At 73.1% G+C, this 14864-nt stretch carries 15 protein-coding genes; 9 read left to right on the top strand and 6 right to left on the bottom strand.

Annotated features, from left to right (window positions below):
- Positions 1-49 precede the first annotated feature (49 nt).
- Complete coding sequence (locus tag O7615_RS13140; RefSeq protein ID WP_278177771.1) at positions 50-565, top strand: alpha/beta hydrolase; 516 nt, start codon at positions 50-52, stop codon at positions 563-565.
- On the opposite strand, the gene O7615_RS13145 is transcribed toward O7615_RS13140, so the two are convergent.
- The gene (locus O7615_RS13145; protein WP_278177772.1) at positions 562-1113 is read right to left on the bottom strand and encodes a phosphoribosyltransferase family protein; all 552 of its coding nucleotides are present in this window, start codon (positions 1111-1113) and stop codon (positions 562-564) included. The two genes, O7615_RS13140 and O7615_RS13145, sit on opposite strands and share 4 nt — an antisense overlap.
- A 212-nt stretch (positions 1114-1325) precedes the next feature.
- Here O7615_RS13145 and O7615_RS13150 point away from each other — a divergent pair, with 212 nt between their 5' ends.
- From O7615_RS13150 to O7615_RS13165, 4 genes are all read left to right on the top strand, one after another.
- On the top strand, positions 1326-1967 hold the full coding sequence (locus tag O7615_RS13150; RefSeq protein ID WP_278177773.1) for a septal ring lytic transglycosylase RlpA family protein: 642 nt from the start codon (positions 1326-1328) through the stop codon (positions 1965-1967).
- Positions 1968-2067: 100 nt separating this feature from the next.
- A complete protein-coding gene (locus O7615_RS13155; RefSeq protein ID WP_278177774.1) occupies positions 2068-3195 on the top strand; it encodes a PP2C family protein-serine/threonine phosphatase in 1128 nt (375 codons plus the stop codon).
- A 162-nt stretch (positions 3196-3357) separates the two neighbouring features.
- Complete coding sequence (locus O7615_RS13160) at positions 3358-5214, top strand: acyl-CoA dehydrogenase (RefSeq protein WP_278177775.1); 1857 nt, start codon at positions 3358-3360, stop codon at positions 5212-5214.
- 81 nt (positions 5215-5295) lie between these two features.
- Positions 5296-5565, top strand: a complete 270-nt coding sequence (locus O7615_RS13165) for a DUF6458 family protein (RefSeq protein WP_088996804.1) — start codon at positions 5296-5298, stop codon at positions 5563-5565.
- 87 nt (positions 5566-5652) lie between these two features.
- Here O7615_RS13165 and O7615_RS13170 read toward each other — a convergent pair whose 3' ends face one another.
- Positions 5653-6192 (bottom strand): histidine phosphatase family protein, encoded by a 540-nt coding sequence (locus tag O7615_RS13170; protein WP_278177776.1) that lies wholly within the window; start codon positions 6190-6192, stop codon positions 5653-5655.
- A 117-nt stretch (positions 6193-6309) separates the two neighbouring features.
- Here O7615_RS13170 and O7615_RS13175 point away from each other — a divergent pair, with 117 nt between their 5' ends.
- Positions 6310-6591 carry a DUF6458 family protein gene (locus O7615_RS13175; protein WP_278177777.1) on the top strand — a complete coding sequence of 94 codons (282 nt, stop codon included), beginning with the start codon at positions 6310-6312 and terminating at the stop codon, positions 6589-6591.
- Between the two features lie 70 nt (positions 6592-6661).
- Here O7615_RS13175 and O7615_RS13180 read toward each other — a convergent pair whose 3' ends face one another.
- A complete protein-coding gene (locus O7615_RS13180; protein ID WP_278177778.1) occupies positions 6662-7339 on the bottom strand; it encodes a hemolysin III family protein in 678 nt (225 codons plus the stop codon).
- A 106-nt stretch (positions 7340-7445) separates the two neighbouring features.
- On the opposite strand from O7615_RS13180, the gene O7615_RS13185 reads away from it, so the two are divergent.
- The 3 genes from O7615_RS13185 to O7615_RS13195 are packed head-to-tail and all read left to right on the top strand — an operon-like array spanning position 7446 to position 9908.
- Positions 7446-8240, top strand: coding sequence for a carboxyltransferase domain-containing protein (locus tag O7615_RS13185; RefSeq protein ID WP_278177779.1), 795 nt, complete (start codon positions 7446-7448; stop codon positions 8238-8240).
- Positions 8237-9175: a biotin-dependent carboxyltransferase family protein gene (locus O7615_RS13190; RefSeq protein ID WP_278177780.1), complete on the top strand. Its 939-nt coding sequence runs from the start codon at positions 8237-8239 to the stop codon at positions 9173-9175. The genes O7615_RS13185 and O7615_RS13190 overlap by 4 nt, the downstream gene beginning before the upstream one ends.
- Positions 9159-9908 (top strand): 5-oxoprolinase subunit PxpA, encoded by a 750-nt coding sequence (locus tag O7615_RS13195; RefSeq protein WP_278177781.1) that lies wholly within the window; start codon positions 9159-9161, stop codon positions 9906-9908. Before O7615_RS13190 ends, O7615_RS13195 begins: the two co-directional genes overlap by 17 nt.
- Before the next feature lie 2 nt (positions 9909-9910).
- Here the strand turns inward: O7615_RS13195 and O7615_RS13200 are convergent, their stop codons facing one another.
- The 3 genes from O7615_RS13200 to O7615_RS13210 form a co-directional block, all read right to left on the bottom strand.
- A complete protein-coding gene (locus O7615_RS13200) occupies positions 9911-11746 on the bottom strand; it encodes an NHL domain-containing thioredoxin family protein (RefSeq protein WP_278177782.1) in 1836 nt (611 codons plus the stop codon).
- A gap of 116 nt (positions 11747-11862) precedes the next feature.
- Complete coding sequence (locus O7615_RS13205) at positions 11863-14259, bottom strand: hypothetical protein (RefSeq protein ID WP_278177784.1); 2397 nt, start codon at positions 14257-14259, stop codon at positions 11863-11865.
- A gap of 341 nt (positions 14260-14600) precedes the next feature.
- A complete protein-coding gene (locus tag O7615_RS13210; protein WP_278177786.1) occupies positions 14601-14738 on the bottom strand; it encodes a hypothetical protein in 138 nt (45 codons plus the stop codon).
- Positions 14739-14864: the final 126 nt, after the last annotated feature.

Raw genomic sequence — 14864 nt, forward strand, 5'->3', positions numbered from 1 at the left:
GGCCGGCCGCAGAGGAGTACGGTCGATGCTCGACGAGAAGGAGACGTCCATGGCGGACCGACGTGCGGTGCTCATCCCGGGACGCGGGTACGACACCCGCTACCCCCTCTTCCTCTACCTGGGTGAGGCGCTGCGCCGGGTCGGTTTCGGGCTGCACGGGATCTCCTGGCAGGTACCGGACGACTTCGACATCGACACCATCGGCAGGTGGGTGTGCGACCAGGTCGCCCCCACCCTGACCGAGCGGACGGACCTGCTGGTCGGCAAGTCGCTCGGCTCGCTCGCCGCGCCGCTCGCGGCCCGTCATGGGCTGCCCGCCGTCTGGCTCACCCCGCTGCTGCACCGTGGCGAGGTGATCGACGCGCTACGCCGGGCCACCGCGCCGTTCATCCTGGTCGGCGGCACCGCGGACTCGTCCTGGGACGGCTCGGTCGCCCGCCGGTTGACCCCGCACGTGCTGGAGATCCCGGGCGCCGACCACGCCCTCATGGTGCCCGGCCCCCTGGCCCACTCCGCCGAGGCCCTAGGCCAGGTCTGCACCACAGTAGAAACCTTCGTCCGCTAGGTGGGGAGGTCGGTGGGGGTTAGGAGGGGGATTATTCGTAGCTCCTCGGCCACTGGGGGTGGGCAGGTGGCGACTATGGTGGCGGTGCCTACCGGCTCGGCGCCGCGGGCCGCGCAGATCTCGTAGATGGCGCGTACCTGGGCGGCGGTGGCGACCCAGTCGTCCACCACCAGTGCCCGGTCGCCGGGGCCGAGGTGCCGGTCGTGGATGGCGAGGTCGACCTGCCGCCCGCGGAAGTCGGGTGGGCTCTGCGCCCAGGTCAGCGGCCCGGCGGGCAGTCGCCCGTCGCCCGGCTTGTGCGCCGCCACGAAGCCCACGCCGAGCGCGGTGGCCGCCAGCGGCCCGAGGAGGAACCCGGTGACGGCCGGGGAGACGACCACGGTGGGCCGGGCCGCCCGGAACGGCGCGACCAGCGCGGGGCCCAGCGCGGCGAGCGTCGCGGGGTCGCGCCACCAGCCGGAGATGTCGCTGACCAGGTGGGTCGCGCCCGGACCGGGATCGATCCATCCGAAGAGGTCGACCAGGCGTTTTCTCAGTTCGGCGGGCATGTCACCATCCTGCGCCAGCGACGCACCGCCCGCCCTCACCGCACGCCGGTCCGCCTCCACCGCGTACCGGCCCGGCGGCCCATCTCGGATCGGATGATCGGCTTCACGTATCACTGCAATTGCGGACATAGCATCATGATCAGGTTGACTTCCGAAGTGCTTCTCTCGCTATGGTCCGACCCGATTTGATCCCCTGAGAAAGGACCGGGCCGGTGGCTGGTAGGCACTCCCGTACCCGCAGGATCACCTCGCCGGCCGCGCTGACGGCCAGCGCCGTGGTGGCCGTCGCCCTCGCCGTCGGGGGCACCGTCGGTGCCGTACGGCTGACCGCCGGTCCGGAGCCGGTGCGGCCGGCGGCGATCGACCTCTCGCCCACCATCGCCGCGAGCGACCTGCCGACCGGCGCACCGACCGAGTCGCCGAGTGCCAGCGCGACGCCGAGCCCGACGGCGAGCGCGACGCCGAGCCCGACCGCGAGCCGCACCGCGCAGGCGCCGTCGCGCAGCAAGGAGCGTACGGCCAGCCCGACGCCGAAGCCGACGGCCACGAAGACGACGGCCCGGCCGGTGGTGGACACCGGCTCCTGCGGCGCGTCCTTCTACTGGCAGGGGCAGATGACCGCCAACGGCGAGACGTTCAACCCGGAGCAGTTGACGGCCGCCCACAAGACGCTGCCCTTCAACACCAAGGTGCGGGTGACCAACCCGAGCAACGGCAAGTCCGTCACCGTACGCATCAATGATCGGGGCCCGTTCATCGACGGGCGCTGCCTGGACCTGTCGCGGGCGGCGTTCGCGGAGATCGCCTCGCTCGACCTCGGTCACATCGAGGTCCGGTACGAGGTGCTCGGCTGAGCCCGTGTCGCGCGGCGATCGGCTGCTGCCCCGCCACTTCGCGGGCAGAACAGTCTCGTCCGACGGGCCAGGTTCATTCTTTCGCTCACGTCCATCGGGCATGCTGTCGGATGTACGCACGCAACTCCTCCAGCCGGGCCGTGGCCCGCTGAGCCCCGGATCCCGCGCCGGCCTCGGCGCGGCCCTCATCCTGCTCGCGATCGTCTCGGCGGTCGAGTTGGCGGACGGCCGCGCGACGAACTACATCGCGCTGATGGTGGCCGCCCCGTTCCTGGCCGCGGCGCTGGCCTCCTGGCGGATCGTGCTCGGCGTCGGCGCCGCCGCCTCCGTGCTGGGCGCGGCCTTCGCCATGGCCGAACGGACCGTCTCGCTCTCCACCGCCGTCGCCGTGGCCGGCATCGCGATGGGTACCGGTATCGCGGCGGCGGTGGCGTCGGTACGGCAACGACAGGCGGAGCAGATCGCCGAGTTGTCGAAGCTCGCGACGGTGGCGCAGCAGGCGGTGCTGCGACCGCTCGGCCCGCGGGTGGGCGCGCTGTCGGTGGCCGGTCGCTACATCTCGTCGACGGCCACCGCGGAGATCGGCGGCGACCTGTACGAGGCGATCGACACGCCGTACGGCGTACGCATGATCATCGGTGACGTGCGTGGCAAGGGCCTGGAGGCGGTCCGGCTGGCGAGCATCGTGCTCGGTTCGTACCGGCACGTCGCGTACGAGCGGGCCGACCTGCGGGCCGTCGTGACGGACCTGGACCGGGCGGTGGCCCGCAACGTGGGTGACGAGGACTTCGTCACCGCGGCGCTGGTGGAGGAGCGGGGCGGCACGCTCACCATCGTCAACTGTGGACACCCGGCCCCGCTGCTGCTGCGCCGTGGTGCGGTGATCCCCCTCGAACCGCCGGCACCGGCGCCCCCGCTGGGCTTCATGCCGGTGGTCCGGCCACGGGTGGAGCGGCTGGAGCCGGGCGACCGCCTGCTGCTGTTCACCGACGGGCTCGGCGAGGCGCGGCGGGACGGCGAGTTCTTCCCCACCGCCGACCGGGCCTGGCGGCTGCTCGGGCACGGCACGGTCGCCGACGGATTGGCCTCGCTGGAGACCGCGCTGGTCGAGTGGGTGCACGGCCGGCTCGACGACGACATCGCGCTGGTGCTGATGGAGTACACGGGCTCACCGGGCGGTGCGACGGTGGCGGTGCCGAGCTGGGAGGTCGGCGCGACCGAGGGGTGACGCCGAGCTGGATATGACGGTCGGTGACGCCCGCTGACCGGAACCTGAACCCTAGGTGTGTAATGCCTGTCACCTCCGAATGTGGCTTGTCGCTGCCTACCCGCGAGTAATACAGTCTGAGTTACTGATCGGTAACACCTGTCCGGAAGCGGGGCCAGCGACATGACCCACTACAAGAGCAACCTTCGGGACCTCGAGTTCAACCTGTTCGAGGTGTTCGGGGCGGACCGGGCGTTCGGCCAGGAGCCGTACTCCGACCTCGACCTCGACACCGCGCGGAGCTTCCTCGCCGAGGTCGACCGGCTGGCTCGGGAGGATCTGGCCGCCAGCTACCAGGACAGCGATCGCCATCCGCCGGTCTTCGACCCGGCCACGCACACCGCGCCGCTGCCGGAGTCGTTCAAGAAGTCGTACCGGGCGTTCATGGAGTCCGAGTTCTGGCGCCTGGACCTCCCCCCGGAGCTGGGCGGCACCAACGCCCCCCGGGCGCTGTGGTGGGCACTCGCCGAGCTGGTGCTCGGCGCGAACGCCCCGGTCTGGATGTACGCCTCCGGCCCGTCCTTCGCGCACGTGCTGCACGTCGAGGGCACCGAACAGCAGAAGAAGTGGGCCAAGCTCTTCATCGACCAGCAGTGGGGCTCGACGATGGTGCTCACCGAGCCGGACGCCGGCTCGGACGTGGGCGCCGGGCGTACCCGCGCCATCCCGCAGCCGGACGGCTCGTGGCACATCGAGGGCGTCAAGCGCTTCATCACCTCCGGCGAGCACGACCTGTCCGACAACATCGTCCACTATGTCCTGGCCCGCCCGGTCGGCGTGCCGGGCGTGGGCGGCCCCGGCACCAAGGGCCTGTCGCTGTTCGTCGTGCCGAAGTACCACTTCGACGAGAGCGCCGGCGAGCTGGGCGAGCGCAACGGCGTCTTCGCCACCAACGTCGAGCACAAGATGGGCCTGAAGGTCTCCAACACCTGCGAGGTGACCTTCGGCGAGCACGGCGTACCGGCCAAGGGCTGGCTGCTGGGCGAGAAGCACGACGGCATCCGGCAGATGTTCATGATCATCGAGTACGCCCGGATGATGGTCGGCACCAAGGCGATCGCCACCCTCTCCACCGGCTACCTCAACGCCCTGGAGTACGCCAAGAACCGGGTGCAGGGCGCCGACCTGCTCCAGATGACGGACAAGACCGCCCCCCGGGTCACCATCACCGCGCACCCCGACGTACGCCGCTCGCTGTTGATGCAGAAGTCGTACGCCGAGGGCCTGCGGGCGCTGGTTCTCTACACCGCCTCCTGGCAGGACCGGGTCGCCATCGCGGAGGCGGCCGGTGACGAGAAGGCCATCGAGCTGGCCAAGCGGGTCAACGACCTGCTCCTCCCGCTGGTCAAGGGGGTCGGCTCCGAGCGGGCGTACGAGCTGCTCGGGCACGAGTCGCTGCAGACCTTCGGTGGCTCCGGCTTCCTGCAGGACTACCCGCTGGAGCAGTACGTCCGGGACGCCAAGATCGACACTCTGTACGAGGGCACCACGGCGATCCAGAGCCTCGACCTGATCTTCCGGAAGATCGTGCGGGACAACGGCAGGGCCCTGATGGCCGTGGCCGGTGAGATCCAGGAGTTCATCGCCACCGAGGCCGGCAACGGCCAGCTCAAGGAGGAGCGTCAGGCGCTCGGCAAGGCACTCGCCGAGATCCAGACCATCCTCGGGGTGATGACCGGCTGGTTGGGTGAGGCGCAGGGCGGGGACGCCCGGGCGCTCTACAAGGTCGGGCTGGGCAGCCGGCGGTTCCTGCTGGCGATCGGCGACCTGGTGGTCGGCTGGCTCCTGCAGAAGCAGGCCGACGTGGCGCTGAAGGCGCTGGCCGGCGAGGTGTCGGCGGCGGACAAGGCGTTCTACACCGGAAAGGTGGCCGCTGCCCGGTTCTTCGCCCGCGAGGTGCTGCCCCGCATCGGTGCCGACCGCCGGATCATCGAGGGCACCGACCTGGACATCATGGATCTGCCGGAGGACGCGTTCTGAGTAAGCCCACGGCTGGCGGGTAACCATCGCGGACCAGTTCGAGTACGCCCAGAAGCAACCGCACGGGGGAGTGCCGCGCACATGGGCATTGGTAGTGGGATCTTCCTGATCGCGATCGGCGCGATCCTGACCTTCGCCATCCGGGCCAACGTCTGGTGGATCGACCTGCGGGCGGTCGGCTGGGTCTTCATCCTGGCCGGGCTGGCCGTCCTGCTCACCACGCTCTGGTTCTGGCAGGATCGCCGAAAGCGGGCACGGACACTGATCGTGGAGGAGAACCGGCTATCGCACCCGACCGCGATGATGCCGCCACCTCCCGACCCGCCACCGCCGACCGCGCCACCAAGCTGAGCCGGCGCCGACCGCGCCGCCGAGATGGCCCGGCCGTCAGCCGGGCCGGGGCAGCCACACCGCACGCGACCGAGTCGATCGAGCGACTCAGCCGCGTGCGGTGTGCTGCGCGGCGATCCCGGCGGTGCCCCGGCCCAGTTCCGCCCACGGCAGGGCCGCGCGGTGCACCACCAGGCCGCTGGTGCGCAGCCCCTCCGGCTCGGCGTGGCGGGGATCGAGCAGTTCGGACAGCAGCGAGATGCCCGGGTTGTGGGCGATCAGCAGGACCGTCGCCGCGGTCGGCTCCACCCGCCGGACCAGGTTCAGCAGATCCTCCGGATGGGCCTCGTAGGCGTCCCGTTCGTAGCGGACGACCGGCGCCGGGCCGGCGGGACCGCTCTCCGGCGGGGAGCCGGTGATCCCCATCTGGACGTTGTGCCAGGTCTGCCGGGTGCGCACGGCCGCCGAGCAGAGCACCACGTCCGGCAGCAGCTCGTGCCGGGCCAACCAGGCGCCGGCCGCCGCGGCGTCGGCGCGTCCGCGGGTGGCCAGCGGACGCTCGACGTCGGGACCGTCCGCCGTGGGTTGTTCGGCCTTGGCGTGCCGTAGCAGCACCAGCGTCCGCTCATCCACCGAAGTGTCCTTCATGTCTCCAGCTTGCCCGATTGGCGATCTCCGTGCCGGGGTAAGTCGGTCGGTGCCGCAACCTCATCCGTGGCCGCGGCGGAGTGGAATGCCAGCTTCGATAGCCAAGGAGACGACGAGATGGGCATCGGTGGCAGTATTTTCCTGATCGCGCTGGGCGCGATCTTCGCGTTCGCCGTGGAGGCGGAACTCGGCTGGCTCAACCTGAGCGTGGTCGGCTGGGTGCTGATGTTCGCGGGCGTCGCCGGCCTGATCGTGACCCTCTACTTCTGGAACTCGCGCCGGCGCCCCGTCGCCCCGGTGCGCGAGGAGCGGGTGATCGCCGAGCACCCCGTACCGGTGCAGGAAGACCGGGTGGTGGAGGAGTACCGCGAGGTGCGCCGGCCCGGTCCCCCGTACTGACCTTCGGCGGACGGACCCTGCGGGGGCGGTGGGTACCACCCACCGCCCCCGCCGTCGTCGTGCGATGGGCTCAGGCGAACAGCGCGAAGTAGATGGCGACGTGGTGGCAGATCGCGGCGACCAACGTGCAGGCGTGGAAGAACTCGTGGTGGCCGAAGACGGTGGGCCACGGGTTGGGGCGGCGCAGCGTGTAGAAGACCGCCCCGACGGTGTAGATCCCGCCGCCGACGCTCAGCAGCACCAGTGCGGACACGCCACCGTAGTGGAGGATGTCCGGCAGCATCGCGACCGACACCCAGCCGAGTGCCAGGTAGAGCGGCGCGGAGATCCAGCGGGACGCGTGCGGCCAGATCAGTTTGAGCGCCACGCCGGCCAGGGCGCCGCCCCAGACGACCGACAGCATGATCACGGCGGCGCGGGTCTCCAGCAGCAGCAGGCAGAACGGTGTGTACGTGCCGGCGATGAACAGAAAGATCATCGAGTGGTCCATCCGGCGCATGACCTGGAAGCCGCGCGTCGACCAGACTCGGCGGTGGTAGAGCGCGCTGGTGCCGAAGAGACCGCAGACGGTGAGGCTGTAGACGGCACAAGCGATCAGGGGTGTCCAGCCGGGCCGGGCGGCGGCGATCGAGCAGAGCACGATGCCGCAGACCAGCGCGACGAAGAACGCGTACGTGTGCAGCCAGCCGCGCATCCGGGGTTTCCCGATGTCGACCGGCTTGAGCCGGGGGCGTGCTGAGGTGGTCACGGCATCAGGTTACGACACCGTAGGTTACCTTCGGGTAGTGCAACTCGTCACGTCGTCCGACCAGCGGACGACGCGGAGGTGGGACCGGGTCCGCCAGGATGGCGGGATGCGGATCAGACCGGTCGGCGCGCACGCCCTCCTGCTCGACCTCGCCGCGCCCCCGACCTCAGCCGACGGCAGCGCCACCGACCCCGACCTCGCGGCTCGCGCCGCGCCCCGCACACCCGATCCCGACGTCGCACCGGCGCCCGGCGGCGAAGTTGCCGCGCTCGTCGAGGCGTGGCGGGCGGAACTGTGGCGGCGCCGCGACCGAGGTGACCTGGTCGCCGACGAGATCGTGCCGGCCGCCGCGACCGTCCTGCTCGACGGCGTGCCGGACCCGGCGGCGACCGCCGCGCGCATCGCGGACTGGACGCCCGGACCGCCGGCCCGCACCGACTCCGCCGACCGCGTGGACCAAGCCGGCACCGCCGGCCGTGTGGACCAAGCCAGCACCGCCGGCCGTGTGGACCAAGCCGGCACCGGTCCGGTCGAGGTGCCGGTGAGGTACGACGGGGAGGATCTGCCGTTGGTCGCCGCGCACTGGCGGGTGGACGTGCCGGCCGTCGTGCGGCGCCTGCGGCAGACCGAGTTTCGGGTGGCGTTCTGCGGCTTCGCACCCGGCTTCGGATATCTGACCGGGCTGCCCGCCGAGCTGGCGGTGCCCCGGCTGGCCTCTCCGCGTCCCCGGGTGCCGGCGGGGTCGGTCGCCCTGGCCGGCCCGTACGCCGGGATCTATCCGACCGCGTCGCCGGGCGGCTGGCTGCTGGTCGGGCGGACCGGGCTGACTCTCTTCGACGTGACGGCCGACCCGCCGGCCCTGCTCACCCCCGGTACCCGGGTCCGGCTGGTGCCGGCATGACCGGGAACTCCGGACCCGTGGGCACCGTCGGGCCGGGCGGTGGTGCCGGTGGACCCGCCGGACCAACCGTGGCCCGGGTGGCCGCCGCCGTCGAGATCCTCCGCGCTGGAGCGCTGACCACCGTGCAGGATCTGGGCCGGCCCGGCTGGGCGCACCTCGGGGTACCGCGCTCCGGTGCGCTCGACCCGGCCGCGCTGCGGCTGGCCAACCGGCTGGTCGGCAATCCCGAGTGCGCGGCCGGCCTGGAGATCACCCTGACCGGCTGCGAGCTGCGGCCGACCCGGGCCACCACGGTTGCCGTGGTCGGGGCCGAGGCCGACGTGCGGGTCGGTCACCGGCCCGGTGACACCGGCCGACCGCTGGCCGTACCGGGCGGGGCGGTGTTGCGGATCGGTCCCGCCCGACGGGGCCTGCGTTGCTGGCTCGCGGTGGCCGGTGGGATCGCCGTCGCACCGGTGCTGGGCAGCCGGTCCACCGACACCCTGGCCGGGCTCGGGCCGGCACCGCTGCGCGACGGCGACGTGCTGCCGCTGGGCACCCCGGCCGGCCCGCCCGCACCGGTCGACGTCACCGTGCCGGTGCTGCCACCGACAGAGCTGCGCCTCGCGGTCCGGCTCGGTCCCCGGCACGACTGGTTCACCCCGGCCGCGCTGGAGCGGCTGCTCGGCACGGCGTACGAGGTGAGTCCGTTGAGCAACCGGGTCGGCGCGCGACTGACCGGCGCACCGCTGCCCCGCGCGGTGGCCGGGGAACTGCCCAGCGAGGGGCTCGTCCTCGGCGCGGTGCAGGTGCCGACGGACGGCCAACCGCTGATCTTCCTCGCCGACCATCCCACCACCGGCGGTTACCCCGTCATCGCGGTGGTGGACGACGTGACCCCGCTCGCGCAGGCCCGCCCAGGCACTACGGTGAGATTCCATGGACCTCAACGCTGACCTCGGCGAGGGATTCGGCATCTGGCGTCTCGGAGACGACGAGGCGCTGCTGGACCTGGTCACCTCCGCCAACGTCGCCTGCGGCTTTCACGCCGGAGATCCGGCCACCATGCGGCGGGTCTGCGCGGCCGCCGCCGAGCGGGGAGTCGCCATCGGGGCCCAGGTCGGCTACCGGGACCTCGCCGGTTTCGGCCGGCGGCACATGGCGTACGAGTTCGCGGAGCTGCGCGACGAGGTCCTCTACCAGCTCGGCGCGCTCGACGCGTTCTGCCGGGCGTACCGCACCCGGGTCCGCTATCTCAAGCCGCACGGCGCGCTCTATCACGCGGCGGCGACCGACGAGATGCAGGCGGCGGCGGTGGTGGCCGCGGTCGACGACTACGACCGGGACCTGCCCCTGCTCTGCCCGCCCGGCTCGGTGCTGGCCCAGCTCGCCCAGGGGGCCGGGATCCGGGTGGTGGCCGAGGGATTCGCCGACCGCAACTACCTGCCCAACGGCCGCCTGGTGCCGCGCACCTCGCCGGACGCGCTGGTCACCGACCCGCAGGAGGTGGCCAGCCGGGCGGTGCGGATGGCCACCGAGCGGGTGGTGGTCACCGTCGACGGCGGCACCGTGCCGTGCACGGTCGAATCCGTCTGCCTGCACGGCGACACCCCCGGCGCGGTGGCCGCCGCGGAACTGGTCCGCGCCGCCCTCATCGACGCCGGCGTCACTCCCACCCCCTTCACCTGAGGTCAGCCGGCGTCCAGGCCGCGCAGGACCAGCGGGAGGCGGGCGGCGCCGTCGGCCACCACCCGCACCGGTACGCCCCAGTCCTGCCGGGTCAGGTGGCAGGCCGCGTGCTCCACATCGGCGTCGCAGGTCGCCGCCTGGGCGGTCACCTGGAGCACCCCCTCGGTCACCGAGCCGTCGATCACCAGGCGACGGGACAGCTCGGTGCCGCTGCCCGCCCCCTCGACCAGCAGCTCGGGCGGCGACGCGGAGACCACCAGCCGGGTGGACGGCCCGAACGTCTCGTCCAGCTTCTGACCAGGCGCCGGGGTGAAGATGACATCCAGCAGGACCTGGCCGGCGGCCAGGTCGGTCGGTTGGCGTTCGGTACGGTGCCGCGGACCGTCGACGGTGTCCGCGCCCGCCGCCGAGAGCGCGCCGGGGGCCAGCCGGGTGATCCGGTGCGCCGCGGACTCCACCACCAGCACCGCGCCGTCCGGGGTGAGGACCAGGTCACTCGGCTCGGCGAGATCGCTCGCGACGGTGGCGACCCGATCGGTCGCCGGGTCGTAGCGGCGCACGGCACCGTTGTACGTGTCGGCGATCAGCACCGAGCCGTCGGGCAGGGCCAGGACGCCGAGCGGGTGCTGCAGCAGGGCCTGCGCGGCCGGCCCGTCCACGTGGCCGAAGTCGAAGAGGCCCTGGCCGACGGCGGTGCCCATGACGCTGTTCTCGACGTACCGGATGGCACTGGTCTCGCTGTCGGCGACCCAGAGCCGGGTGCCGTCGGCGGAGGCGGCGAGCCCGGAGGGCTGGGCCATCCACGCCTCGGCCAGCGGCCCGTCGCGCAGCGCCTCCACGGTGGTGCCGGCGTACATGCCGGCGGTGCGCTTGATCGGGTCGAACCACCAGAGCTGGTGGATGCCGGCCATGGCGACGACGAGCTTGTCGTCGTACCAGGCGAGGTCCCAGGGGGAGGAGAGGTCGACCGAGAGCGCGTCGTGCGCGTGGTCGTCGACCGTGGACCGCCACTGCCGCCCGGTGCCGGCCACGGTGACCACCTCGCCGGTAGCCAGGCGTACACCGCGCAGCAGATGGTTGACGGTGTCGGCGACCACCAGGTCGTAGCCGGCGACCTCGGCGACGTGCGGCGGGAGCAGGCACAGCCCCTGCGGCTCCGAGAAGGTGGCGGCACCGGCCGGCCCATCGGCCCGGCCCCGGCTGCCGGTGCCGATGGTACGCACGACGGTCTCACCGTCGGCGGCCAGCTCGACCACCCGGTGCCGGGCCGAGTCGGAGACCAGCAGGCCGCCGTCGGGCAGGGCCACCGCCTTGCCCGGGAAGCGGAGCGTGGTCTGCGGCTCGACCGGCGGTACGTAGGGGCCGTCGCCCCGGTGCAGCGTGCCCTTGGCCTCGTGGGTGGCGATCAGGTCGTCGATCAGCCGGGCCAACCCTTCGGCGTGACCCTCGCCGGCCATCGTGGCGACCACGTACCCCTCCGGGTCGATCACCGCGAGGGTCGGCCAGGCGCGGGCCGCGTACTGCTGCCACATGTCCAGCTCGGGATCGTCGAGCACGGGGTGATGGACGCCGTACCGCTCGACGGCGGCGGCCAGCGCCTCGGGGTCCTTCTCGTGCTCGAACTTCGGCGAGTGCACGCCGATCACCACGAGCACGTCGGCGTACTTCTCTTCCAGCGGGCGCAGCTCGTCCAGCACGTGCAGGCAGTTGATGCAGCAGAAGGTCCAGAAATCCGCTATCGCGATCTTGCCCCGCAGGTCGGCGAGGGTCAGCTCCCGCCCCCCGGTGTTCAACCAGCCCCGGCCCCGAAGCTCGGGCGCTCGTACGCGTGCACTCATGGTCCTATCGTGCCCTACGCGCGAGCGCCCGCCAGCCCGACGGGAGGTGGAGAGGCCGCGGTACGGTGCCTGGTCCGGGGTCACGGTTGCCCGTGACCCCGCCTCGCGTACGCGGATCAGCCCTCGGTTGCCTGCTTCAGGCAGAGCACCGGGTTGGCGGTGGCGCCGCGCAGGTCCACATGCGGCATGGCCGGGTCGGGGCACTTGTCCTTCGACTCGACCTTCGACACCACCGTGAAGGCGTCCGCCTCGGCGCAGTCGGCGGCGGCCACCGCACTCTCGCCGGAGCGCTTGACGCAGGACCCGATCGGCGGGTCGAACCCGCCCGCCTCGTCCGATCCACCGACCATGCCGAGGAGCATGAGCAGGCCGAGTGGGATGGCCAGGATGAGCACGGCGGCGACCAGCACCGCGGCGAGCACCCGTCCGTTGCGTACCTTCGGCACCGGATTTTCCGGGGCCGGCTCGGCGACCGGCTTGAACGCGTCGAAGCGGCCCTGCTCCGAGTCCGGAGCCGACGGCCCCGGGCTCCACGGCGGCGCGGACTGTGGTGGCGGCGGGAACGTCGAGGTGTGCGTACCGTCCGTTCCGGGTCGCACGGGAGAGCCGTACGCGCCGCCCGGCCGCTCGGGGGGGCCGAACGGATCGTTGCCCGGGCCACCGAACGGATCGCCGGGCGGGCCGCCGAACCGGTCCGCCGGACGCTCCGGCTCGGCGTGCGGCCGTACGCCGTTGGCGGGCCGGTTGCTGGGCGGTGGGTCGACGAAGGAGGGCATCCCCGGTGGGAAGGCCGGCGGGGCCGCCGGAGGCGCGGCGGCAGCCGAGCCAGCGAAGGCGTTCGGACCGCCGACCGGCGGCTCCCGATCGCCGAACCGCGGCTCGGGGGCCTGGTCGAACCGCTCCGGGCTCTGGTCGAAGCGGGGCACCAGCGGCTGCACGTCCCGCTCCTGGGCCGGCTCCTCGGCCTGCTCGGGGCGGGCCGGCCGGCCGTACACACGCGGCTGTGGCGCGGCCGAGCCGGTCGGGCGCGCCGCGTGGTCGGCCGGGGGCATCACCCTGCTGGCCAGCGGCACCGAGGCACTTGCCGTGACACCGCCACCGGCCGGTGCCGGCGTGGCCCGCTCCTCGGCCTCTGGCGATGTGCGGGGCGCGGGGATGGCCGGCCCGGCCGGCGACTGCGGGCTGTCGTACCGCGCCTCGGGCTGAGGCCAGCCCATGGCCCCGCCCGGCAGGTCGGCGCCAGGGCGGGCGCCCTGTCCGCCCTGACCGCTCTGGTCGTCGCGCAACGGCGTCGGCTGGGCGTAGTCGCCGGGTGGCGTGGCGGCCAGGCTGGCACCGGGCACCCGCTGCTCCTGCGGCGGCAACGGCACCATGTTGGCCGGCGAGATACCCGGGGCGGGTGCGGGCTGGTAGGCGGGAGCATCATCGGACCGAACGGGGTCGGGCTCGGCGTCCCCCCGGGCGGAGGCGGGCTCTGCCGTACCGGCGTTGCCCCACGCCTCGCCGGGCGCCCACGGCTCGATGTCGGGCCGCGGCCGGTCGCTGGCGGTACGCGAGGGTAGTGGCTCCTGGGCAGGGCTCCAGGACGGCGGTGCGGCGTCGTCCGGCCGGGCGGACCCGGTGGGCTCGGCGGGCGTCCACGCCCCTGCCGGCCGTTCCTGGGCCGGCGTCGCCCACTGCGGTCGCTCGCTGCCGGGGTGCCAGCCTTCGGCCGGCTGCTCACCGGCCCAGCCGCCGGCGGTGGGCTCGCGCCGCTGACCGGTGGCCCAGCCCGGCTGTTCCTGCTGCTCTTGCGGCCACGCGTCGGCGCGGGCCGCGCCGTCGGCGGGCCGGTGCTGCTGCGCGGCGGCGTCGGCCGGCGGTACCTGAGCGGTGGCCCGGGCCGCAGACTCGGCGCGGGTGGGCATCGGCTGGTCGGTCTGGGCCCAGCCGGGCTGGGCGGGCTCGGGCGGGCTCGCGGCCGAGGCCCAGCCGGGAGTCTGGTCTTCGGTACGGGGCGTCGGGCTCCATTCCGGCTGCTGGCCACCGGCCCATCCGCCGGGCTGACCGGAGCCGGGCTGCTCGTCGGCCCAGCCCGGTTGATGAGACGCCGGGTGGTTACCGGCCCAGTCGGGCTGGCTCGGCGCGGGCTGGTTCGGCGTCCACTCTGCGGGCTGGGCGGTGTCCGAAGTGGCCGGATCCGTGGCCCAGGCCGGGCTGGTCTGGGCGCCGTTCGCCCAGGCCGGCTGGTCCGATGCGGACGCGCCGGCCGGGGGCCAACCCGGGGCAGGCTGCGCTTCCGCCTGCCGGGTTGCCTGGGCGCTGCCCCACGCGTTGCCCGGCTGGTTCGCCCAGGACGGCGCGGACGCGTCGGGGCGGGTGGGTGGCGGGGGGGCCCAACCCAGGTCGGGGGCGCTTGCGCCGTACCCGCTGTCCTGCTGGGCCGGTCGGTCGCCGTACGGCGCCGGTCCGCCGCCGCCCGGCGGCACCTCGTCCGGCTCGTGGCCGGGGCGGTGCGGGCCTTCGGACGTCATGCGTGCGCCTCCTCCATCACATGTCGGCCGCCGTTGCCGATGTCTCGGCAGGGCAGCCGGCGGTGCCGGCGTACCGGCCGTGCCGGCTCCCCGCACCGTATCCCGGTGGTCGCCCAAGGGCTTCCGGGGAGCGTCAGCCGTCACTGTCCGTCGCCGGGCAGTGTCGAGGTGCTTCCATCGCCTCGGCCTGGCCCGGGGCGCGGACGACGACCGAGCCCCACCGTACCGGGCGCTGCGGCGGGGCGGTATCCCGGTGTCAGCGCCCGCTCATAACGCCGACGACCCGCCCGGTCGCCCGGGCGGGTCGTCGATCTGGAGGAGGCGGATAACGTCTGGTGGCGTCAGTGCATGTGACGCTGGGCGATCGCGAGGATCTCGTCGCGGACCGCGGGCGAGCTGGCGGAACGCAGGGCCCGCTCGATTGCGCGGGCGCGGCGGCTGGCGTCGCGGCGGCTGCGGATTCGCTCGATCATGCTCATGGGGTCTCTCCTCCTGGCTATTCGGTTGTCGTCCCGTCGTCGATATCCATTGAAGCGCAACCAGGGCCGAGTATCCAGTGATTGTTAGGTGAGTTGGGCCACCCGCCTAAGAATCTTAGGCATCTC

It is taken from the genome of Micromonospora sp. WMMD1082 (assembly GCF_029626175.1).
Taxonomy (GTDB): domain Bacteria; phylum Actinomycetota; class Actinomycetes; order Mycobacteriales; family Micromonosporaceae; genus Micromonospora.